Annotated in this window: 19 protein-coding genes and 1 pseudogene; 13 read left to right on the forward strand and 7 right to left on the reverse strand. The window is 60.5% G+C overall.

The genetic code is table 11. The features are described 5' to 3' along the window. Positions 1–6: 6 nt before the first annotated feature. Positions 7–900, reverse strand: coding sequence for a polysaccharide deacetylase family protein (locus ACK56M_RS09035; protein ID WP_411959370.1), 894 nt, complete (start codon positions 898–900; stop codon positions 7–9). Continuing rightward, positions 900–1772 carry a GNAT family N-acetyltransferase gene (locus ACK56M_RS09040; protein WP_411959371.1) on the reverse strand — a complete coding sequence of 291 codons (873 nt, stop codon included), beginning with the start codon at positions 1770–1772 and terminating at the stop codon, positions 900–902. Before ACK56M_RS09040 ends, ACK56M_RS09035 begins: the two co-directional genes overlap by 1 nt. Positions 1773–2066: 294 nt before the next feature. Between ACK56M_RS09040 and ACK56M_RS09045 the strand changes: the two genes are divergently transcribed. After that, complete coding sequence (locus ACK56M_RS09045; RefSeq protein WP_052329208.1) at positions 2067–2927, forward strand: OST-HTH/LOTUS domain-containing protein; 861 nt, start codon at positions 2067–2069, stop codon at positions 2925–2927. A 370-nt stretch (positions 2928–3297) separates the two neighbouring features. Then, complete coding sequence (locus ACK56M_RS09050) at positions 3298–7446, forward strand: S1 RNA-binding domain-containing protein (RefSeq protein WP_102059576.1); 4149 nt, start codon at positions 3298–3300, stop codon at positions 7444–7446. 340 nt (positions 7447–7786) lie between these two features. On the opposite strand, the gene ACK56M_RS09055 is transcribed toward ACK56M_RS09050, so the two are convergent. The 3 genes and pseudogenes from ACK56M_RS09055 to ACK56M_RS09065 form a co-directional block, all read right to left on the reverse strand. Continuing rightward, entirely contained in the window at positions 7787–9055 is a 1269-nt protein-coding gene (locus ACK56M_RS09055; protein ID WP_411959372.1) for a DUF4303 domain-containing protein, read from the reverse strand. A 24-nt stretch (positions 9056–9079) separates the two neighbouring features. Next, positions 9080–9433, reverse strand: coding sequence for a hypothetical protein (locus tag ACK56M_RS09060; protein WP_015269617.1), 354 nt, complete (start codon positions 9431–9433; stop codon positions 9080–9082). A 2-nt stretch (positions 9434–9435) separates the two neighbouring features. After that, positions 9436–9765 (reverse strand): annotated as a pseudogene (locus tag ACK56M_RS09065) (nucleotidyltransferase family protein); the annotation flags it as partial. 288 nt (positions 9766–10053) lie between these two features. On the opposite strand from ACK56M_RS09065, the gene ACK56M_RS09070 reads away from it, so the two are divergent. From ACK56M_RS09070 to ACK56M_RS09115, 10 genes are all read left to right on the forward strand, one after another. Then, complete coding sequence (locus ACK56M_RS09070; protein ID WP_015269619.1) at positions 10054–10344, forward strand: hypothetical protein; 291 nt, start codon at positions 10054–10056, stop codon at positions 10342–10344. Between the two features lie 11 nt (positions 10345–10355). Continuing rightward, positions 10356–10988: a hypothetical protein gene (locus ACK56M_RS09075; protein WP_043936103.1), complete on the forward strand. Its 633-nt coding sequence runs from the start codon at positions 10356–10358 to the stop codon at positions 10986–10988. Between the two features lie 434 nt (positions 10989–11422). Then, a complete protein-coding gene (locus ACK56M_RS09080; RefSeq protein WP_411959373.1) occupies positions 11423–11677 on the forward strand; it encodes a hypothetical protein in 255 nt (84 codons plus the stop codon). A gap of 103 nt (positions 11678–11780) precedes the next feature. After that, complete coding sequence (locus tag ACK56M_RS09085; RefSeq protein ID WP_015269622.1) at positions 11781–12068, forward strand: DUF3077 domain-containing protein; 288 nt, start codon at positions 11781–11783, stop codon at positions 12066–12068. Positions 12069–12243: 175 nt separating this feature from the next. Continuing rightward, the gene (sfnG, locus tag ACK56M_RS09090; RefSeq protein ID WP_015269623.1) at positions 12244–13338 is read left to right on the forward strand and encodes a dimethylsulfone monooxygenase SfnG; all 1095 of its coding nucleotides are present in this window, start codon (positions 12244–12246) and stop codon (positions 13336–13338) included. Positions 13339–13431: 93 nt separating this feature from the next. Continuing rightward, a complete protein-coding gene (locus tag ACK56M_RS09095; RefSeq protein WP_015269624.1) occupies positions 13432–14007 on the forward strand; it encodes a hypothetical protein in 576 nt (191 codons plus the stop codon). 467 nt (positions 14008–14474) lie between these two features. Next, positions 14475–14957, forward strand: coding sequence for a formate dehydrogenase subunit gamma (locus tag ACK56M_RS09100; RefSeq protein WP_015269625.1), 483 nt, complete (start codon positions 14475–14477; stop codon positions 14955–14957). After that, the gene (locus ACK56M_RS09105) at positions 14951–16510 is read left to right on the forward strand and encodes a formate dehydrogenase beta subunit (protein ID WP_191471858.1); all 1560 of its coding nucleotides are present in this window, start codon (positions 14951–14953) and stop codon (positions 16508–16510) included. Before ACK56M_RS09100 ends, ACK56M_RS09105 begins: the two co-directional genes overlap by 7 nt. Then, complete coding sequence (gene fdhF, locus ACK56M_RS09110; protein WP_054572332.1) at positions 16507–19389, forward strand: formate dehydrogenase subunit alpha; 2883 nt, start codon at positions 16507–16509, stop codon at positions 19387–19389. The genes ACK56M_RS09105 and fdhF overlap by 4 nt, the downstream gene beginning before the upstream one ends. Next, positions 19386–19589 (forward strand): formate dehydrogenase subunit delta, encoded by a 204-nt coding sequence (locus ACK56M_RS09115; RefSeq protein WP_013971803.1) that lies wholly within the window; start codon positions 19386–19388, stop codon positions 19587–19589. Before fdhF ends, ACK56M_RS09115 begins: the two co-directional genes overlap by 4 nt. A 135-nt stretch (positions 19590–19724) precedes the next feature. Here ACK56M_RS09115 and ACK56M_RS09120 read toward each other — a convergent pair whose 3' ends face one another. After that, positions 19725–20588, reverse strand: coding sequence for a universal stress protein (locus ACK56M_RS09120; RefSeq protein WP_039614154.1), 864 nt, complete (start codon positions 20586–20588; stop codon positions 19725–19727). Between the two features lie 154 nt (positions 20589–20742). Between ACK56M_RS09120 and ACK56M_RS09125 the strand changes: the two genes are divergently transcribed. After that, positions 20743–21360, forward strand: coding sequence for a tRNA-(ms[2]io[6]A)-hydroxylase (locus ACK56M_RS09125; RefSeq protein WP_411959374.1), 618 nt, complete (start codon positions 20743–20745; stop codon positions 21358–21360). A 22-nt stretch (positions 21361–21382) separates the two neighbouring features. Here ACK56M_RS09125 and ACK56M_RS09130 read toward each other — a convergent pair whose 3' ends face one another. Continuing rightward, positions 21383–21703 (reverse strand): DUF883 family protein, encoded by a 321-nt coding sequence (locus ACK56M_RS09130; protein WP_003256286.1) that lies wholly within the window; start codon positions 21701–21703, stop codon positions 21383–21385. Positions 21704–21821: the final 118 nt, after the last annotated feature.

The following is a 21821-nucleotide window of genomic DNA, read 5'->3' on the forward strand; positions in this document are numbered from 1 at the left end:
GACCGCTCAGGCGGGGAACTGGGCTATCCAGTGCCTGGCAATCTCTTCTCGCCGGCAGATCCACACCTCGTTGTGGCCTTGCACGTAATCGAGAAAGCGCGCCAGCGCCATCGCACGACCAGGATGGCCACTGATCCGCCCATGCAGGCCCACGCTCATCATCTTCGGGTGGTGCGCGCCCTCCTGCCACAACAGGTCGAAAGCATCCTTCAGCAGCCGGAAGAAGTCTTCACCGCAGGCGAAGCCATTGGGCAGCAGATAGCGGGCGTCGTTGTTGACCAGTGTGTACGGAATCACCAGGTGGGCGGGCGAGCCTGGGAGCCAGTAGGGCAGATCATCGTTGTAGGCATCCGAGCTATAGAGAAACCCACCTTCCTCACGCAACAGGCGGCGGGTGTTCTGGCTGACCCTGCCTGTATACCAACCTACGGGGCGTTTACCGCAGATCTGCTCGATCACGTCGATGGTGAGGCGGATATGGCGCCGCTCCTGGTCTTCAGGCATGTCGCGATAGTCCAGCCAACGGTAGCCATGCCCGGCAATCTCATGCCCGGCAGCGCAGAGCGCATGGCCAACCGCCGGGGTCAGTTCCAGTGCTCGGCCAACGGCAAAGGCGGTCAGCGGCAGGCCCCTGGCGCCGAACAGCTCCAGAATGCGCCACACACCTGCGCGCGATCCGTATTCGTACATGCCCTCGACGCTCAGGTCCGGCTCCCCCACACGCGGCGGGCGGCCCGGTAGCTCATGAAGCCAGGCCTCCGACTGTGCGTCGCCATTGAGCATGCATGACTCCGCGCCCTCTTCGATGTTGAGTACGAACTGGACCGCGACGCGCGCCCCACCGGGCCATCGCGGGTGGGGTGGGTTGCCGCCATAACCGATCAGGTTGCGAGCCGACATCAGCCCAGCTCGAAGGTCGTGACGGCGAACACACGTTCGTGTGCGATCGCCGGAGGAGGGCCGAGGTACATGCATGCGCAGCCGAAAACCTCGATCATGCCCTGTTGGCGCACAAGCGCCATGGCGGCGGGGTTATTCTCGGGGGCATCCAGAAACAGCGGGCAACCTTGCGCAAATTCTGCCAGGCGCGCGTATAGGGCATTGGCTGCCAGGTCGTCATCGGCGAACAAGGGGCCGATCTTGTAGCCTTCCCGGCAGCGCCTTGCCACGCCATAGCCGCTAAGCCTGCCCTCGCGGCGGCAACCCACGGCGAGTGCATCGGCCTGGGCTATCCACCCGCTCAGAAAGGCTGCGCGCGCGGCAGGGAAGCAGGTGCGGTCGTAATCGACTACCTCATCGAACGGGAAGGTAGCCAACGGGACGATGTCCTGGTTGGCTACCTGCGAGCTCGCCGGGCATCCGGTGGCCTTGGCACGAAAACGCATGTTGCGATGGGAGAAGACGAACCCACCCTTGGCGTAGTAGTCCTGCATTGCGAACACGCCATCCATGCCAATGCTCGCGCCTGGGCGCAGGCGGGCGAGGAGTCGCTCGCGGCGTGCGTGCCAGAGGGTATTGCCCAGGCCTTGACCGCGATACTCAGGCCGGACGATGAAAAAACCCATGAAACCGAATTCGCCGTTGTAGGAAGTGATTGCACCGCCACCAATCAATTCGCCGCCCCGGGACGCTGCAATGAAGGCGGCAGGGTCCGTGGCCCAGAACAGCTCGGCATCGTGAACGCCGGGATTCCAACCCTCACGGGCAGCCCAATCGACGAGCTCGTCCAGTTCGGGACGGGTCATGTTGCGTATGACCAGCTGATTCGACACCGCGAAGTTCCCCCAGTCGCTAACAGGGCGGATGGTTCATCGCTACTCTGAACCCTTTGGGTATAGCTTCAACACGAGTATTGATCCAGGCCGTTACGACGCCTGCAGAACAGGCTCGTCGCCATTGAATGGTCCTGAGTGCCAGGGGTAGCTGTCGACCGATGCGGGTAAAAATCCTCAACCTATACTGACGCTTGAAAAGCGCCCGATATACGCATTGCAGGCCCTCCTTGCAGGGCAAGCGCATTGCCGTGAATTGCTCCAGCCCTGCCACTTTTAGGTGAGTCGTTGATCATGGATGAAGTCACTACCATGCCCGCGGATGATGTACCTGAACTTCAACCTGTGGTGCAGCGCAAGCTCGGACGCTGTCTGTTGCGTTTGCAACAATACGAACAGCTGCTGAAAGTCATAGTCGCGCATGCTGAGTTGAGCGGCCCTGTGGATCGGCTGCATGCCATCCGTGAGCAGAAGATCGCACGTACCAAGAAAAAAACCATGGGCATGTTGGTCAGGATGCTGACCGAAAGCTTTCTGATCCAGTCCCCAAAAAATGAGGAGTCACAGACGGACGCCGATGCTTGTGACCAGATCGGGTTCAGCTATCGAAACCAGTTGGAAATGCCAGTCGAGCATTATGAGGCAACGAAGGTGGTTACCAAGGCGTTGGTCGACCTGCGTAACAAGCTGGTTCACCACTTCATTGAGCATTTCGATCTCTGGTCAGAGTCAGGCTGCCAGGCTGCGGATGGTTATCTGGAGGAAAGCTACCAGACCATCAATCGGCATTGTTTGAACCTGCAATGTTGGGCCAGAACCATGGTTGAGGCACAAGTTAAAATGGCTTCGTTTATACAGAGCCAGGTATTTGAAGATGCGCTCGACGGCATACGGGAGGACGGCTCGGTCGATTGGCCTGGCAGTGGGATCTGCTCCTGTTTACGTGAGGCAGAAGCCAAGCTTGCCGAAGGTGGCTGGACTCGACTGGAAGCAGCGATCCGCTGGATTAGTGATACCTATCCGGAGCAGTCGCCCAAGCGCTACGGTTGCAATCGCTGGAGGCATGTCCTGCACGAATCACGACAGTTCGAAATACGAAAATCCCAAGCTGATAATGAACGGACTTCCGTTTGGTATCGCAGCAAGGTCAGTTGAAAGGGCAGCTGGACCGTCACTCTATTTGTCGGCGCTTAGGGAGACTGCTTCTGTTCGTTAGTTACCCTCCGCCAAGAGCCGCTCTGGGGCGAAAGCGCTCATCCACGACCGGCAGCTATCGACCCGAAGCGGTCGGTCGCGGAGGGCGGCTATCGGCCAGAAGCGGCGACCCACGTTGGCGAAGCTGAATTCAAATGACCGGAATGCGATTCAGCTTGTCGGGCAACTAATTCATACCGCTCGGACGAAACAGTTTTTGACAATTTTTTGCAGGTCTTCTGGCTCATAGCTATTAGCGGAGCAAAAAAGATTCGAGGACGCAAATTCCGAAGGTCTGGGCTTCTCTTAAGAGTTTTGCGATCATCTACTCATGGACGAACTGACATCAATTCTCTCTGCTTACGAGCAGGTGCAATCACGCAGAGCCCTCGGTGGTATTTATGCCTTAACTGGCTTTGACTACCAGCTACGCTGCTATCTGGCCGAGTTTGCAGAGTCTCTTGCTGGCGAAGGACAGGGGCTTGATGAGGCAGGCGGGCTATTTCTGGAAGCACTTTCAGATCTGGCTAAGCAAACCGAGGGGGGGCGCTTAGTCTGCATCCAAGTCAAGCGAACCTTAACGAAGGAGACTCTCAAGGATGCTGCAGCCGAGGTCGAGGCCATCGATTGCTTTCTTAGAAAACACCACCCAAGCTTGCGTGATCTGGTGAAATTCGAGCTCGTCGCGTCAAAAGGTGATGTCGCGTTGCAATGGAGAGAAATTCCGGAAAAACATGCAGCCCGTTCGATTATAGATACGCTTCTTCAAGAAGATCGGCTTTTGCCGCCACGCATCGAGCCCGACCCGTGGTGGAGAGCAATTGCCGCTGTATGGAAGCATTTGAAAGATCCCTACGGCTTCCTGCGCTTTGCGCTGGATCGTGCCTTGACTCGTGCGCCAACTGCTGCAGATGCACAGCGTATTCGTGACGATATTTGTGAGCGCTTCGCACAAGCTCGGCAGATGCACGAGCGTTCTGGGCAACTTCTGACTTCGGCAGATTTTCAATGTGTCGTTCATCCCAGCCCCTCGCTGGAAATCGGGCGTGAAATCACCCTAGCGCGACTGCGTGATCAGCAATACATGGCGCGCGCCCACCGCCTGGACGCTCTTTATGCCACGTTGCTCAAATGCAAGGATCTCAGTCAGCGCGACCTTAAGAGCGAGGCTCGCGTTTTTTGGTTGAGTGGTCGTTCCGGTGTCGGTAAGAGCGTGTTGCTACTCCAGACGGTTGAGCGACTTGTCGGGGAAGGCTGGCGGGTTTTATGGCTCAAAGGACAGGCCGAATTACTAGAGCCTGCCCTGCGTGCGATTATTGGTACGCCTAGCGAGTGGTGGCCGGATTTCATTGCTATCGATGATCTATATGATCGCGACGCTCGTGAACGGCTTGATCTTGCACGTTTGGGCGAATTCATCGACGAGCGCGGTCACCAGGCATGGCCAATGATCCTGACTTGTGGCCCAGCTGAATTTGCTGAGTCTTTTAAAGAAGATTCTGCTTTCGGTGGTTTCGAAGTTCATCGCGAAACAGTGGAAACCATTGCCGCGAGCGAGGCTGCCGAGATCGAAGCTTGGTATTGCGTTCGCACCGGCCAAGTGCCGAACCGCGGCGCTGCTTTTTCTCAGGCTTCGAAAGATGATGAGGGTCTATTCGTCTCGCTGGCAGTGGAATTGGCGCACGGCGATCTACAAGCCTTCGCAAAACGCTTTGCAGAGCGGGTTCGCCTCAACGGTCTAGAAGAAGCGCTACGCCTGCCTCTGGCAATGAATCGGCTCTACCTGCGTGCACCTTACGACTGGCTGACCGAAGATGACCGCGAAAAGCTTGCCACCTTAAATGGCGAAGGCGATTTCAGTCTGTTAGACGCGGACAACGAGTCGCAAATCGTTCGCCTGACGCATCCACATCTGGCCGATGCCCTGTATCGCTCACTACGCAAGCCAGCTAATGCTGATGCCTTTACCAACGATTTGATAGCCATCTTCCGGCGTGCGCTTGCCGACCGTAATACAGGCTTGGTTTTGCAACTGTTGCGGGTATTTTCTGCACGCGGGGAAGCTCTGACGAGTGAACGGTTGAGTATTGTGGACCGCACTCGCTTGGGACGCGAGTGTGCCAAGTTATGGACAAACGAGCAGGCGCTGCTGGCACTTGATGCGGACGGATCGGCGGAAGCCGCCACTAGTTGGGCTTGTTGGGCTGCGGCGATTCCCTGCATTGCCTCAGTTTTTGGAACAAATCTCCTCGACAATGCGCTGGCTCGCATGGAGTCAGCAAATAAGGTCTGGTCAGGTTGTTGGAGCCGTCTGGCCGGGAGCTACCCAAAGCACGACGAGCTTTTCGCTTGGGCTGCAGAGCATTTGGCGGACCCACTGAAGATATCGCACCCTACATGGTCTTTAGATTGGGAGCACTGCCTAGAGCATGATTCCGGACGTAGCTCTGTATGGCATCACATGGGGCTGGTTTGGCTGCAAAAACACTTCCGCCGCACTGATTGGCATTTTGTTTGGAAGAAACTCCTACCTGATAGCTGCAGACCAGATTGGAAAGCCGATCCTGTATTGACTCTTGGCCTTCATCGTGTGCGTGAGGAAAATGACGGAGCCGATTGGGCTTATGTATTTGGCGACCTTTATGCCCTAGCGCAACATAGCAGGCCACAACTGGATGATCTGGCTTTTTTGGGAAGAGCTTGGCTGGTCGGGCGCGAAGACCGGGCCGAGTGGAGTTTTGTCTGGCGGGCTTTGCTGACGCAGGGTGAGTCACTGCCGCAAGACATGCCGCTCGGTGGGCTGTTGCGCCTTGGTAGGGAGTGGCTGGCCGGACGCGAAGACCGGGCCGATTGGACGTATGCTTGGCGGGCTTTGCTGGCGAAGGGTAAGTCGCTACCAGAAGACATGCCACTCGGTGGTCTGTTGCGCCTTGGTAGGGAATGGTTGGCTGGCCGGGAAGACCGGGCCGAGTGGGCGCATGTCTTTCAAGAGTTGCTGGCACAGGGTGAGTCACTGCCGCAAGACATGCCGCTCGATGAGCTGCTGCGCCTTGGTACGGAGTGGCTAGCCGGGCGCGAAGACCGAGCCGAGTGGGCGTATGTCTGGCGGGCTTTGCTGACGCAGGGTGAGTCACTGCCGCAAGACATGCCGCTCGGTGGGCTGTTGCGCCTTGGTAGGGAGTGGCTGGCCGGACGCGAAGACCGGGCCGATTGGGCGTATGCCTGGCGGGCTTTGCTGGCGAAGGGTAAGTCGCTACCAGAGGACATACCGCTCGGTGAGCTGTTGCGTCTTGGTAAGGAGTGGCTGACCGGGCGTAAAGACCGGGCAGAGTGGAATTATATCTGGCAGGATTTGCTAGCGCAGAGTAAGTCACTACCAGAAGACATACCGCTCGGTGAGCTGTTGCGCCTTGGTAGGGAGTGGTTGACTGGGCGCGAAGACCGGACAGAGTGGACGTATATCTGGCGAGAGTTGTTGGCACAGAGTAAGTCCGAGTCTGAAGACATGCCGCTCGGTGAGCTGTTGCGCCTTGGTAGGGAGTGGCTGACAGGGCGCGAAGACCGGACAGAGTGGGTATTTATCTGGGAAGAGTTGTTGGCACAGAGTAAGTCGCCGCCGCACGACATGCAGCTCGGTGAACTGTTGTGCCTTGGTGCTGGGTGGCTGGCCGGGCGCGAAAACACTAAGGAATGGGGCTTTGTTTGCGAGGCGATGCTAGATCAGCGATTCCAGTCCAGTGATTTCATCGCGCAGGTCGCCACATGGCTTGAAAGTACCAAGGCCAAACCTGAATGGCCACTACTGGCGGCAAAGTTCATAGCCATAGCGCCCCACCACGCAGCATCGGCGGATTTTTCCGTGAACTTGACCGAGCGCATAAACGCCTGTCCCAATAACGGGCACTGGTTTAAAACTGTCAATATTATGAGCAATCTTACTGCCGGCATCGTGCTTCCGCCCGCAGTGCGCGATTGGTTGCAAGCCTTATATTCACGTAAAGAGTCACCGGCGTGGGGCGAAGCGTTTCGTTGTCTGGATGACTGTTTGCCGATAAAAGGCAAAGTGATAGCTGTCAAGAAAAATTATTGTTCGGTCGAGCTAGAGGTCGGGCTAGTGGCGGTATTGCCAAACAGGCACGATGGTTTTCGTAGGGCTAAAGGCTTTGAGGGTTACTTTTATGTAAGCTCGCTGAATCTCGATAGAGATTTTGTTCAGGTTTGTTTGGAGTCGCCTGCCTCTTTGATAAGTAAAAAAGTAGAAGGTCTAACCGTTGGCGGCACCTACGAAGGATATGTAACAGGCGTGAAAGACTTTGGGGTATTTGTGCGGGTTAACGGGCATAGCGGCCTTCTTCATCGCAGCAAGCTGCCTCTTAATACGGTTGTTATGGCTCACTTTCCATTGGGTAATTTAATCCGTGTTCAGATATCCAATTTTAGATCCGATGGAAAGCTTGAGCTCTCTTTGCCCATTGATTGATGAGTTGCAGATCAGTTGTTCATAGCTCTCTTGAAATGGCCACGCTGATCAAATTTATCGCTCTTAAACGGCTGCTTCTTTCCCGAGAGGCAGCTTTGGGTCGAGAGCGGCCGTTCGTGAGTGACCGCTATCTACCCATTGCGGACGTTCAAATCCCCAAGCTCGGTTCATTCAACATGACGCATCCTTTAATCTTGAGAAGCCCTGCTTCGGGTCAGAACCAGACTCCAGCAACCGACCGACAGGGCACACGCTCATCACCTAGTTGAATCGGTAACCTGTAGGCCCATGCCCGGCGAATTGCTCATGAACACTCGTAATTTATCCATCTGCGGTGCACTCAGGAAAAACGATGAGCCAGGCCGGGTTTCAAAGCTTCCAGGCCAAGTCCCGCAGCGTGCCGCACCTGCTCATCGGTATCCTGTGTTGCTAGGCGTAGCGCCTCGATGGCTCGAAGCGCGTCGTCGGGCAGCAGACCACGGTTATTCAATCCACTCACAGCATGACGACGAATGACTACGTGGGGTGAAATCAAACCGTGCAAGGCTTCGCTGACATCGGCGGCGGTGGTATTGATCTGGCCGTAGACTTCTTCAAGTGTCTCTTCAACAGCAGCCCGAAGCTCAGGACGCTGATCGAGTAGATGCTTAACGGGTGTGTAGTTAAGCACCGGTGGCTGCACGCCCCGCCGGCGGAAACCGTCGAAGTTAGCGCAAATACCCGCGACAACGACGTCGGGCGTTTGCTGCATAAGCCAGTCGAAATCCTCAAGGTAACCCAAGGCTTTTGCACTCCAGTTGCGGGTCGGTTGCTCACAGGCCTCAATCGCCTGTCGACGCAGGGCCTGGATGACGGGCTCATCAGCCATGCCGGCCAGTCCGAGAATACGCGCGGCAGTGGTAGGCTGTTTGTGCCCGTTTAGCTGCTCGATAAGCGCTGCCTGCGCGGGACGGCCGTTGGCAATTAGCCAGCGCTCTGCGTCTTCCCCCGAAATACCATCCGAACAATGTAAGCGGCTGACGTAGAACGCGACCTGCTCGGCTAGCGGCAAGGCAGCGACACCGCGCAGGGTGTTTTCAATGGCCAGTTCGACAGGGAAATTATCCTCGAATTGCTGGCGGGTCATGCTGCGCTTGGCCAAGGGCATATAGCCAGCAAAGTCATGAAAAATCACCACGAAGCCAGGCGTCACACCAGGATGCTGACTGAAATGGCGGCCCAGCGACCTGGCGGCACGGCTAACGGTGACCAGCAAGCGTTGCTCAGCCGCTTGCCATTGGCGCGGGCCAAGCCGATTGGCGTGGGCTTGCAGTTCATCATCGAGCTGCGTGAACGGCTCACCAGCGCAGATTTCCCAATCCCAGCGCCAGTCCGCCGGGTTCCACTTCACCGAACTGAAGCTTTCATCTTCCTCGTCGGGGTAGTCTTCGCAGAGTGCTTGCAAGCTGTTTGCGGCAAAGCTGGGCAGTGACAGAACCGCCTCTTCTTCTCGATAGCTCGCATGAAACGCTGCGGCGTACAAAGGGCTGCCCCCCTCATCGAGCAGCGTTTGCAATGTCTGTCTGGCGGCGTCGAACAGCGCCTGTTCCAGAGCCTTCCAATTCATCATTCAGTCCCTTGCTGACAAGTGAGTTCAGCCGAGCAGGTCGAGCATTCCCTCAAGGGTGCTTTCCAGACGGGCTAATTCAATGTGCGTTCCATCGCCACATTCAGCGATACGCAGCGCACAGTCAACGATCATCGTGAGCCCCAAAGGTACTCGATGGCCGGGGTATTTGCGCAGCGTTAGTTCGACCCGGGTCGGGCTTAGCCAGGTAATGAGATCTGCTGACCACAGAGGATCCTCGAAACCAAACACCACGTTTCCGTTTTGGGTATCTATGATTTGCGGCGGGAACAGCCAGTGCGAGTTGCCTGCTTCCCACGGGGTCGCCTGGACTTGGTAGCGACCGTCTGGGGACAAGGACAGTATTTCAATGTCGCTCATGCGCCGAACTTCGCCTCGTACCACAAGTGAACACGGGCCTGGTTGCGCACTTCCACGTTGACGCCCAGGTGCGCGCACGCCTGATGAACCCGGGCGATGACACGGTCCTCTGCCTCCCAGGACAAGTCGGCGTCGAAATAGGCGATGCCATAGTCCTTGATGCCCCTCTCCGAAGGTAGCCCGGCGCGGTGGTTCCAGAATGTCTGGAACAGGGCGCCTGCCGTCAACATGCAGTGCGGGATATCCAGCGCTGGCAGGGCGGCCAGCAATGCCCGGTTTATCGGGTTCTCGTGGATGATTGCCAGCACTTGTTCATTGGTCAGTGAATGCATGGGTACCGTCCTTGGTGGTTGCATTGCGCTGGGCTGAGCTTACCTGAATGACGCCTCGGTGATGTGTTCGTGGGAGCAGGTTTTGCCCTCGAACGGGCAGTCGGAAAAGGCCATGAAAGCGTTGGTTACATTGCTCTACGCCGTCCTGCGGTCGATGGGACCATAGTTCATGCGTGTTCCGGATCGCTGTCTTGAGCTGGCCGGGGTGCCATTGGTCGCCCGGGCTCGGCAAACGGTAGATTTGATTCGGGTTTTGTACGATGATTTTCGTATTGGCAGGGATGAGCTATGAAATTCGGCTTCAGGGAGGCCCAGCGAGCGGTGATAGCGGCGCTTGAGTCAGGGGAGTATCAACACGTTTCACGCAGGGATATCGATGTAAAGAACCTGCTGGCTACAGGGGAAGTGTCAGCCGGCGAGGTTGCCGAAGTCGTTCGCTCATGCAGGGGTATTCATCACGCCAGCACCCCTCACCATGCCGTCGCAGCCATCGAGGTGCATGTGCTCAAACGGGATGGTTGGTACATAAAGTTCTTTTTCATCGAGCCAGACACTTGGTTCATCAGCGTTCACCAGTGAGTACCCAGATCATGAAGATCTTTTTCGAAGGCGACAGAGGAAATGCGCTTTGCGAGCATTGCCAGGCAGTGGTGCCCACGCACTATGCTCGCCGGGATGTGCCGTTTAGCGATGGCCAAGGGGTGGCCAAGGACATTCTGGTGGGCGTGTGCGCTCGTTGTGATGGTGTGGTCGCCATTCCATCGCAATCCACGCCGGCCATCCGCGAGGCGCGCAAGCAGCAGCTCAAGTCGATTGAGGCGCGTTTGCCGGCGGTCTATCTGGATGTGCTCGATGCGGCCATGCATGCGGTCAGTAATGAGGCGGGGGCAAATTTGCGCAAGTTGTTTCTTGCCCACTATTTCCAACAGTTGGTGCAGGCGCAGCAGTGTGAGCAGTTGCATGCGGCGCATCAAACGTTCCTTCAGGCGCTGGATGAACAGCGAGAGCAGCGCGGGCTTGCGCGTTCCAATGTTACTCGGCGGTTGTCGATGAAGGTCAATCCGTACATGGCGGAGGACATGCTTGCGCTTCAGCAGCATACAGAGATGAACCAGACCGAATTGCTGAAGGCTGTGATCGCGCGTATTCAGGCGGATGTGCTGGAGAACCGGGATCAGGAGGTGATTCGAGCTTTGCAGCGACTGGCGCGGTTGGCGTTGTAGTGAGCATTTGAAAGAAGCACAGCGTACTGCCAAGCGCTGTGCTTCACACTCGGATCTTTGAGTCTTTTTAGAGAAACTCATATCAGTTCCTACAAGAACTAATCAGATTTTTCCCCTTCCTCGTAGTCCATTTCTGAATCATCCTTTTCAAGCCGTTTCACCATTGCGATGGAAACCTGAGCCCCCTAGTCTCGCCCTGTCGTTGCAAATTCAACGACCGGGTCTGCAAGCCTGGGGAAGTATCGAAAGCGTGCTCATCATCGAGCCGTTGGTCTGTGCCAATGGTTGTGCTTAATGGTGGCTGCGTACGGGTGACCTTCGGGTCAGCTGGGTTTTTCTCGATCTTCCCCGGTCTTGCAGGCCCGTACGTAGCCGCCACCCATTCTCTGCAAGGGATGGGGTGTGGTTTTCTCTCACGAAATCGAGATGTGACCATGCTCAAAATAGTCCCGGATCCCCCCATTTCCGACTCACCCCATCACCTGGAAGACACCCTGATCCAGGCCACGGAATACGTGCTCTGCGCCTTGTCCGTAGGCCATCACGCGATAGCCTCGCTCCCCAGATCTACCGCCACGATCATGACCCTGGCGGTCATGCATGAAATGGAGGCTGTGCGCACGCTGCTGGAGTCGGCGATTGCTCAGGTGCAGCTCCGGGGCGGGCAGCCGGTGCATACATTGCACTGATGAGCTGATTTTCAAATTTTGCCAGCCTGGGCGGTGTGGTTTTCCTGCCAGGGACTGCAACCGGGAAATCGCACTGGCCGGCAGATTCAAAAGAGGGTTTCAGATGGACAAGGAATTGGATGACGACACCGGCACACTGGGCCTGACCGTAGGCGCGGCCACGTTCCTGGATGGTGTGCTGGACGGCAAGAAACTGTTCCGCGTAGAACCGGGAAACTGCTGCGACCATGCCATCGAACAAGCGTCGGTCTTGATGGACTGCTCACGGCGAGCATCGTTTATCGGGGTGATGGACAACGAACCGGTGCTGGTCTGGGCTTCGCACTTTCTTTGCGACATGGCCAAGGCGCTGATGGATGACGCGCATATGGGCATGCGCAAGAACCGCTGACCTGCCCCGGGGCGGCGATGTTGTGCAGGCAACAGCGATCCAGCAGCTTGTTCGACCGCATGCAGCCAACATCGCCGCCAATTTCAGCTAACCCATTGAAATAAAAACACTTTAAAGCCTGGCATGTTTGCTGCTCCTGCCTCCTTGAACCCGAGGATCACCAAGGAGCCTTACCATGAGCCAAGCCCCGATCAAGTTCGCCTACTGGGTCCCCAACGTCAGTGGTGGCCTGGTGGTCAGCACCATCGAGCAACGCACCAGTTGGGACATCGACTACAACCGCAAGCTCGCGCAAATCGCCGAACAGGCCGGTTTCGACTACGCCCTGTCGCAAATCCGTTTCACCGCCGGCTACGGCGCCGACAATCAGCACGAGTCGGTCACCATCAGCCACGCGCTGCTCGCTGCCACGGAAAAGCTCAAGGTCATCGCCGCCATCCTGCCAGGCCCGTGGAACCCGGCGCTGGCGGCCAAGCAGCTGGCGAGTATCGACCAGTTCACCAACGGCCGCATCGCCATCAACGTGGTCTCGGGCTGGTTCAAGGGCGAGTTCCACGCCATCGGCGAACCCTGGCTGGACCACGACGAACGCTATCGCCGTTCCGAGGAATTCATCCGCGCGCTGAAGGGCATCTGGACCCAGGACAACTTCACCTTCAACGGCGACTTCTATCGCTTTCGCAACTACAACCTCAAACCCAAGCCGCTGCAGCAGCCGCACCCGGAGATTTTCCAGGGCGGCAGCTCGCGTGCCGCACGGGACATGGCGGCGCGCGTGTCGGACTGGTACTTCACCAACGGCAACAGCGTGGAAGGGATCAAGGCGCAGGTCGACGATATCCGCGCCAAGGCGGCGGCCAACGGCCATTCGGTAAAGGTTGGAGTCAATGCCTTCATCATCGCTCGCGACACCGAAGAGCAGGCGCGTGCGGTGCTGCAGGAGATCATCGACAAGGCCAACCCCGAGGCGGTGCGGGCGTTTGGCCAGGAAGTGAAGCATGCCGGTTCTGCCAGCCCGGAGGGCGAGGGCAACTGGGCCAGGTCCAGCTTCGAAGACCTGGTGCAGTACAACGATGGCTTCAAGACCAACCTGATCGGTACACCGCGGCAGATTGCCGAGCGCATCGTTGCGCTGAAGGCGGTGGGTGTGGATCTGATCTTGTCCGGGTTCCTGCACTTCCAGGAGGAAGTAGCGTACTTCGGCGAACATGTGCTGCCGCTGGTGCGTGAACTGGAGGCCGGGCGCAGCGTGGACAAGGCGGTAGCCTGAAGCCGGGGGCAGGGTGGGCTTGGCACCCTGCCAGTATTGTCTGATTGTCATGCAGGGGTTAGGTTGCTGGGCTCTTTTCAAGGAAGATGACCGATGAAACGGACCCTGCCGCTGGTATTCGCCTGCGCGCTTTTCCCCCTGCAAGCCTGGTCGGCGCTGGAAGTCGGCCAGTTCACCCTGGGCATGCCCAAGCCCCAGGCCATGGCCATTCTGCAGCAGCAGTTCGGTGAAGTTGAGCATTTCACCGGCTATCACTACCAGGTGCCCACCGAGTTCTTTCAGGGGAGCAACCCGAAGGGCGATTACAACCTGGGCGGTATTGCCATCACGCAAGTGAAGGCGTCGTTCAACGAGGCCGACCAGCTTCGCCAGGTGGAGGTGCGGCTGGCCAGTACCGACGAGGCGCGGGTCCAGCAACTGCTGCCGATGACCAGGCAGGCCAAGCCTGTGCCGAACAGTGGTGGCCGGCTCGAGGCGTTTTCCGCTGAAGGTGAGTTGGTGTACTGGGTGGCCAAGGACCGGGACTGGACGGTGGTGACCATCGCCGACAAGGCCAGCTCGGACCAGAACGTCAAGGCGCGGGCCAAGAGCGATGAGCGCTTTGCCCAGCTGAACCGCAAGTTCGACAAGCTGATCGAGACGGCCAAGGCGGTGGAAGGCAAGCACTGATCGACAAAGCCGTGCAGCTTTGAAGCCTTGCGCATACCATGCATTCATGGGACTGCACATAACTCATTGAATTAGCAGGGACCCTGTGGGAGCGGCTTTAGCCGCGAACACCGGCGCAGCCGGTGCCATGCACCGCGTTGGATTCTTCGCGGCTAAAGCCGCTCCCACTGGGTACGCGGACCGCTTGCGAATTCAGTTCTCTAAGCGACAGCGCAGCAGACTGCATAAGGCCAGAAACAACCCGCGTCGGTTTCAGGATGCGCCTGGTCGTTCGCACGCAACCCCCCGGCGCCACAAGTGCCATGCTTGCAGGATGCCTCGGACCAGCGCGCGCAGACGTGCGGCCGCAGGCAAGGAGGCCGCTGGTACCACGCAACCGTGACGTGGCCGGCGCGCCGCAGCAGAACACGCCGGATACCTGCCCTTACAACAATTCAGGCAGGGTCCGTGATGCCGAGGTCCGCTGTATGCCTGATGAATTGCTCCACCTGCCTGTGATCCACCGCATTCTGGCCCGTGACAAGGATACCCCCGGCGCGCTGTTGCCGATCCTGCATGCCATCCAGCACGACATCGGCTACATCCCCGATGCCGCTGTCGCCGAAATTGCCCATGCCCTGAACCTCAGCCTGGCCGAGGTGCGTGGGGTGATCAGCTTCTACCACGATTTCCGCACCACGCCACCGGCGCGCCACACCCTGCGCCTGTGCCGCGCCGAGTCGTGCCAGAGCCGGGGCGCCGAGGCGCTGGCCGCGCAACTGCGCGAACAACTGGCGCTGGACGACCACGGCACCAGCGCCGACGGCGCCATCAGCCTGCGCCCGGTGTACTGCCTGGGCGCCTGTGCCTGCTCGCCAGCGCTGGAACTGGACGGCCAGGTGCATGCGCGCCTTACCCCTGAGCGCCTGCGCGCGCTGGTCAACGCTTGCCGGGAGGACGCAGCATGCTGAAGCTGTACATCCCCTGCGATTCGGTAGCCCGTGCCGTGGGCGCCGACCAGGTCGCCGATGCCTTGCAACGTGAGGCCGAGCGCCGCCAGCTGCCGCTGGACATCCAGCGCACCAGTTCCCGCGGGCTCTACTGGCTGGAGCCGCTGCTGGAGTGCGACAGCGCGCAAGGGCGCCTGGGTTTCGGCCCGGTCACCCCGGAAGACGTGCCGTCCTTGCTCGACGCCTTTACCGGTGAACCTGGTGGCCACTCGCTGGCCCTGGGGCCGGTCGAGGACATCCCTTACCTCAAGACCCAGCAGCGCTTGCTGTTCGCCCGCGCCGGCATCACTCGCCCATTGTCGCTGGACGACTACCGTGCCCATGGCGGTTTCGCCGGCCTTGAAGCGGCCGTGGCCCTGGACGGTGCCGAGGTGGTCGCCGCCGTGCTCGATTCCGGCCTGCGCGGCCGCGGCGGTGCGGCGTTTCCGGCCGGCATCAAGTGGCGCACCGTGCGTGACGCCGGGGCCGGGCAGAAGTACGTGGTGTGCAACGCCGACGAGGGTGACTCCGGTACCTTCGCCGACCGCATGCTGATGGAAGGCGACCCGTTCCTGCTGATCGAAGGCATGATCATTGCCGGCCTCGCCGTGGGTGCCGACAAGGGCTACATCTATGTGCGCTCGGAATACCCCGACGCCATCCGCGTGCTCGACCAGGCCTTCGCCATCGCCCGTGACGCCGGCTATCTCGGCAGCGACGTGGCCGGCAGCGGCCAGGCCTTCGACCTGGAAGTGCGGGTCGGCGCCGGCGCCTATATCTGCGGCGAAGAAACCGCGCTGCTCGAATCCATCGAAGGCAAGCGCGGCATCGTCCGCGCCAAGCCTCCGCTGCCCGCGCTGCAGGGCCTGTTCGGCCTGCCGACGCTGGTGCACAACGTGCTCACCCTGGCCTCGGTACCCATCATCATGGCCAAGGGCGCGGCGTTCTACCGCGACTTCGGCATGGGCCGCTCGCTGGGCACCATGCCGTTCCAGCTGGCCGGCAACATCCGCCAGGGCGGCCTGGTGGAACGCGCCTTCGGCCTGACCCTGCGCGAGCTGGTGGAAGGCTATGGCGGCGGCACGGCCAGCGGCCGGCCGCTGAAGGCCGCGCAGGTTGGTGGCCCGCTGGGTGCCTGGGTACCGCCCAGCCACTTCGACACGCCGCTGGACTATGAAGCCTTCGCCGCCATGGGCGCGATGCTCGGCCACGGTGGTGTGGTAGTGGCCGACGACACCCTGAACATGGCCAGCATGGCGCGCTTCGCCTTGCAGTTCTGTGCCGAGGAGTCTTGTGGCAAGTGCACCCCGTGCCGCATCGGCTCGACCCGCGGCATGGAAGTGGTCGACCGGCTGATCGCCACCAGCGACATGACCGAACGGCATGACCAGGCTCTGTTGCTGCGCGACCTGTGCGACACCATGCAATACGGCTCGCTGTGTGCCATGGGCGGCATGACCGCCTATCCGGTGGCCAGCGCGCTGAAGTACTTCCCCGCCGATTTCGGGCTGACCCACACGGAGGCCGCGCAGTGATCAATTTCTTCGACCCCGCTTCTGATAAAAGCAGCGACCTCGGCACCCCGGCCCGTGACAGCGAGGTACAGGTCAGCCTGAGCATCGATGGCCGTGCCATCACTGTGCCCGCCGGTACCTCGGTGATGCGTGCCGCGGCCATGCTCGGCACCAGCATTCCCAAACTGTGCGCCACCGACAGCCTCGAAGCCTTCGGCTCGTGCCGCATGTGCATGGTGGAAATCGAAGGCATGCGCGGCTACCCGGCCTCCTGCACCACCCCGGTCAGCGAAGGCATGGTGGTGCACACCGAAACCCCACGCCTGGCCGGCCTGCGCCGCAACGTGATGGAGCTGTACATCTCCGACCACCCGCTGGACTGCCTGACCTGTTCGGCCAACGGCAACTGCGAGCTGCAGACCGTGGCCGGCCAGGTGGGCCTGCGCGAGGTGCGCTACGGCTACGACGGCGCCAACCACCTGGCCGAGAAAAAGGACGTATCCAACCCGTATTTCGACTACGAGCCGAGCAAGTGCATTGTCTGCAGCCGCTGTGTGCGCGCCTGCGAGGATATCCAGGGCACCTTCGCCCTGACCATTACCGGGCGCGGCTTCGAATCACGGGTGGCGGCGGCGGGTGGTGAAAACTTCCTCGCCTCCGAGTGCGTGTCATGCGGCGCCTGCGTGCAGGCCTGCCCGACCGCGACCCTGACCGAAAAGAGCCTGGTACAGCTGGGCCAGCCCGAGCGTGCGGTCATCACCACCTGCGCCTATTGCGGCGTCGGCTGCTCGTTCCGCGCCGAAATGAAGGGCGACCAGCTGGTGCGCATGGTCCCGGACAAGAACGGCGGCGCCAACCACGGCCACGCCTGCGTCAAGGGCCGCTTCGCCTGGGGTTACGCCACCCACCCGGACCGCATCACCAAGCCAATGATCCGCAAGCGCCTGGAAGACCCATGGCAGGAAGTCAGCTGGGACGAAGCGGTGACCTACGCCGCCAGCGAGTTCCGCCGTATCCAGCTGAAGTACGGTCGCGATTCCATCGGCGGCATCACCTCCAGCCGCTGCACCAACGAAGAAGCCTACCTGGTGCAGAAACTGGTGCGCACGGCGTTCGGCAACAACAACGTCGACACTTGCGCGCGGGTATGCCATTCGCCCACCGGCTATGGCCTGAAGCAGACCCTGGGTGAGTCGGCTGGTACACAAAGCTTCGACTCGGTGATGCAGGCCGACGTGGTGCTGGTGATCGGCGCCAACCCCACCGACGCCCACCCGGTATTCGGCTCGCAGCTCAAGCGCCGCCTGCGCCAGGGCGCGCGGCTGATCGTGATCGACCCTCGGCGCATCGACCTGGTCGACTCGCCGCACGCCCGCGCCGAGCTGCACCTGCAACTGCGCCCCGGTACCAACGTGGCCATGCTCAACGCCCTGGCCCACGTGATCGTCACCGAAGGCCTGCTGGCCCAGCGCTTCATCGATGCCCGCTGTGAAACCGAGGATTTCGCCCGCTGGCGCGACTTCGTCAGCCTGGCGGAAAACGCCCCCGAAGTGCTTGGCCCGGTCTGCGGCGTGCCTGCCGAGCAGATCCGCGCCGCAGCGCGCCTGTATGCCACCGGCGGCAACGCGGCCATCTACTACGGCCTGGGCGTGACCGAACACAGCCAGGGCAGCACCGCGGTGATGGGCATCGCCAACCTGGCCATGGCCACCGGCAACATCGGCCGTGAAGGGGTAGGGGTGAACCCGCTGCGCGGGCAGAACAACGTGCAAGGCTCGTGCGACATGGGCTCGTTCCCCCACGAACTGCCCGGCTACCGGCACATTTCCAACGAAGTTGTACGCGCCGAGTTCGAGCAGGCCTGGGGCGTGACCCTGCAGCCTGACCCGGGCCTGCGCATCCCCAACATGTTCGAGGCTGCGCTGGACGGCAGTTTCAAGGCCCTTTACTGCCAGGGCGAGGACATTGCCCAGAGCGACCCCAACACCCAGCACGTCACTGCGGCCCTGCTGGCCATGGAGTGCGTGGTGGTGCAGGACATCTTCCTCAACGAAACAGCCAAGTTCGCCCATGTGTTCCTGCCGGGCAGCTCGTTCCTGGAGAAGGACGGTACCTTCACCAATGCCGAGCGGCGTATTTCGCGGGTGCGCAAGGTCATGGAGCCGTTGGCCGGGAAGGCCGACTGGGAGGCGACCATAGCCCTGGCCAATGCCCTGGGCTACCCGATGAGCTACCGTCACCCGTCCGAGATCATGGACGAGATCGCCCGCCTTACGCCTACCTTCCACCGCGTCAGCTACGCCGAGATCGACCGCCACGGCAGCCTGCAGTGGCCGTGCAACGACGCAGCGCCGGATGGCACGCCGACCATGCACATCGACCAGTTCGTACGTGGCAAGGGGCGCTTCATGCTCACCGGCTACGTGCCCACCGAGGAGAAGGTCAACAACCGCTACCCGCTGCTGCTGACCACCGGGCGCATTCTCAGCCAGTACAACGTCGGCGCCCAGACCCGGCGTACCGGCAACGTCGCCTGGCATGACGCCGACCGCCTGGAAATCCACCCGACCGACGCCGAAAGCCGCGGCATCCAGGATGGCGACTGGGTCGGCATCGGCAGCCGCGCCGGGCAGACGGTGCTGCGCGCCAAGGTCAGTACGCGGGTGGCGCCGGGTGTGGTGTACACCACCTTCCACTTCCCAGAGTCGGGGGCCAACGTGATTACCACCGACAACTCCGACTGGGCCACCAACTGCCCTGAGTACAAGGTGACGGCGGTGGAGGTGGTGAAAGTGTTCCAGCCGTCGCAGTGGCAGAAGCGCTACCAGGACTTCAGTGACGAGCAGCGGCGGTTGTTGAAGGAGCGTCGTATTGCCGAGAAAACCGAGGTGCGCCGATGAGCAGTGAGAATCTGGTCAAGATGGCCAACCAGATTGCCCATTACTTCGACAGCGAGCCAGACCGGGCGCTGGCGGTGCAAGGGATACGGCAGCATCTGCAGAGCTTCTGGACGCCTGCGATGCGCCGGCAACTGGCGGAATGGGCCGAGGCCAATGCAGGGGAGGGGCTGGACCCGAAGGTGCAGGAAGCGTTGGCCTAGCGTTTGGTGTCGAATGGGGCTGCTGCGCAGCCCATCGCCGGCAAGCCAGCTCCCACAGGTACTGCACATGACTTGAGGTCAATGTGGTCGATGTGGGAGCTGGCTTGCCGGCGATGGGGCCCTGACAGGTTGAACTCAGCCGCGGGCCAGTTCCGCCAGATGGGCAATTGCCTCCTCGCTCTTGAGCACCAGCACATCCCCCTCCAGCGAATCCAGCACCACCTCCGCGGTATTACCAATCAACGCCCCGGAAATCCCCGTGCGGCACACCGTGCCGATCACCGTTACCACGGCATCGAGCTTCTTCTCGGTATACGGAATCAGCACATCCGCCGGCCCTTCGGCCACATGCAAGCGGTCTTCGCTGATGTCGTACTCTGCCTGGAATGCCTTGCACGCCTCGCGGTAGCGCTTTTCGATGGTATCGCTCAGCTGGTACACCGGGTCCGACGCCGACAGCATCGGCGACGGATGGGCGCTGATGACGTGAAGCTCGCCTTTGGCCAGCCCGGCAATGGCATAGCCATGGTCGATGATGCTGGCATGCAGGCGGCGGTGGTCCTCGTCCTGGTTGCCCACGTCCACCGCGGCCAGGATCTTGCCGCCGGTCCACGGCCGCTCGCTCTTGACCATCAGCACGGCACACGGGCATTGGCGCAGCAGCTTCCAGTCGCTGGGGGTGAGCAGGGCCTTTTTCAGCGGGTTGTCCGGGCGGTGTTCCTTGATCACCAGCTCGCAGCCCTCGGCCTGCTGCACGTAGATGATGGTGTCGTGCAGGTTGTCGCGCCAGGCCTCCTCATGGGTGACGCTGTCGTACCCGTCATCATGCAGCTGGCTGCTCAGCAGGCTCAGCAGCGCGCTGTGGTCATGCCTTTTGTCGCACATCAGCAGGTGCAGGCGGGCGCCGGTGACGCCGGCGATCAGCTTGGCCCGGGTCAGTGCCCGGCTGTGGGCGTGCTCGGGGTCGAGGACGACGAGGATGCTGCGGACGGCTTGCATGGGCGTTAACTCCCTTCAAAGGTGGCGACCAATGCCTGACTATAGTCGGCGCTTCCCCCGCTGGCGCTTGATGTACATCAAGCATAGTCACTGGCGCCGCCCGCCGCCGCCGGTATAATCGCCGGCCCTGCCAGTTCTTTGTGGTTGCACGCTCATGTCCCTGATCCCCGAAATCGACGCCTTTCTTGGTTGCCCGACACCAGACGCCTGGATCGAAGCGGCGCTCGCCGACCAGGAAACCCTGCTGATCGACCACAAGAACTGCGAATTCAAGGCTGCCAGCACCGCCCTGAGCCTGATCGCCAAGTACAACACCCACCTCGACCTGATCAACATGATGTCGCGCCTGGCCCGCGAGGAGCTGGTGCACCACGAGCAGGTGCTGCGCCTGATGAAGCGTCGTGGCGTGCCGCTGCGCCCGGTGTCGGCGGGGCGTTATGCGTCGGGGCTGCGGCGGCTGGTGCGCGCCCACGAGCCGGTCAAGCTGGTGGATACGCTGGTGGTGGGGGCGTTCATCGAGGCGCGCAGCTGCGAGCGCTTTGCCGCGTTGGTACCGCATCTGGACGAGGAACTGGGCCGCTTCTACCACGGCCTGCTGAAGAGCGAAGCGCGCCATTACCAAGGTTATCTGAAACTGGCGCACAACTATGGCGAAGAGGCAGACATTGCCCGCCGGGTGGACCCGGTGCGCGCAGCAGAGGTGGAGCTGATCCAGTCACCGGACCAGGAGCTGCGCTTTCACAGCGGTATACCGATGGCGCAGGCCGCCTGATTCGCACCAGGCAGCCCAGGCGTCAGTGACGGCGGCCCAGCAGCAGGCCGACCACCAGCCCGAGGCCAGCGGAAATGGCCACGGTCTGCCACGGGTGGCCACCGATATAGTCCTGGGTAGCGTCCATCACCGGTTGCGCCTTGCTGCGTACCTTGTCGGCGGCATTGCGCGCCTGACGTAGCTTGAGGCTTACCTGCGCGCGCAGGGTTTCCGCCTCGTCACCCACCAGGGCGGCGCTGTCGTTCAGCAGTTTTTCCGACTCTTCGATCAGCGCTTGCAGTTCGCTGAATACCTGGTCCTTGATCTGATCGCTGTCGGTCAGCGGGGCGTTTTTCCGGGCCATGAACTCGTCCTCGTCGATGGTGTGGCTTGAACAATGGATGCCGGCGCGTCGGGAAAGTTGCGGCGGCTTTGGGCTGTTGCAGTACCTGGGTGTAAGATAGCGGCCATTTTCAAACCTG

This window comes from Pseudomonas sp. s4, from assembly GCF_046764235.1.
In the GTDB taxonomy this organism is placed as follows: Bacteria; Pseudomonadota; Gammaproteobacteria; order Pseudomonadales; family Pseudomonadaceae; genus Aquipseudomonas; species Aquipseudomonas asiatica.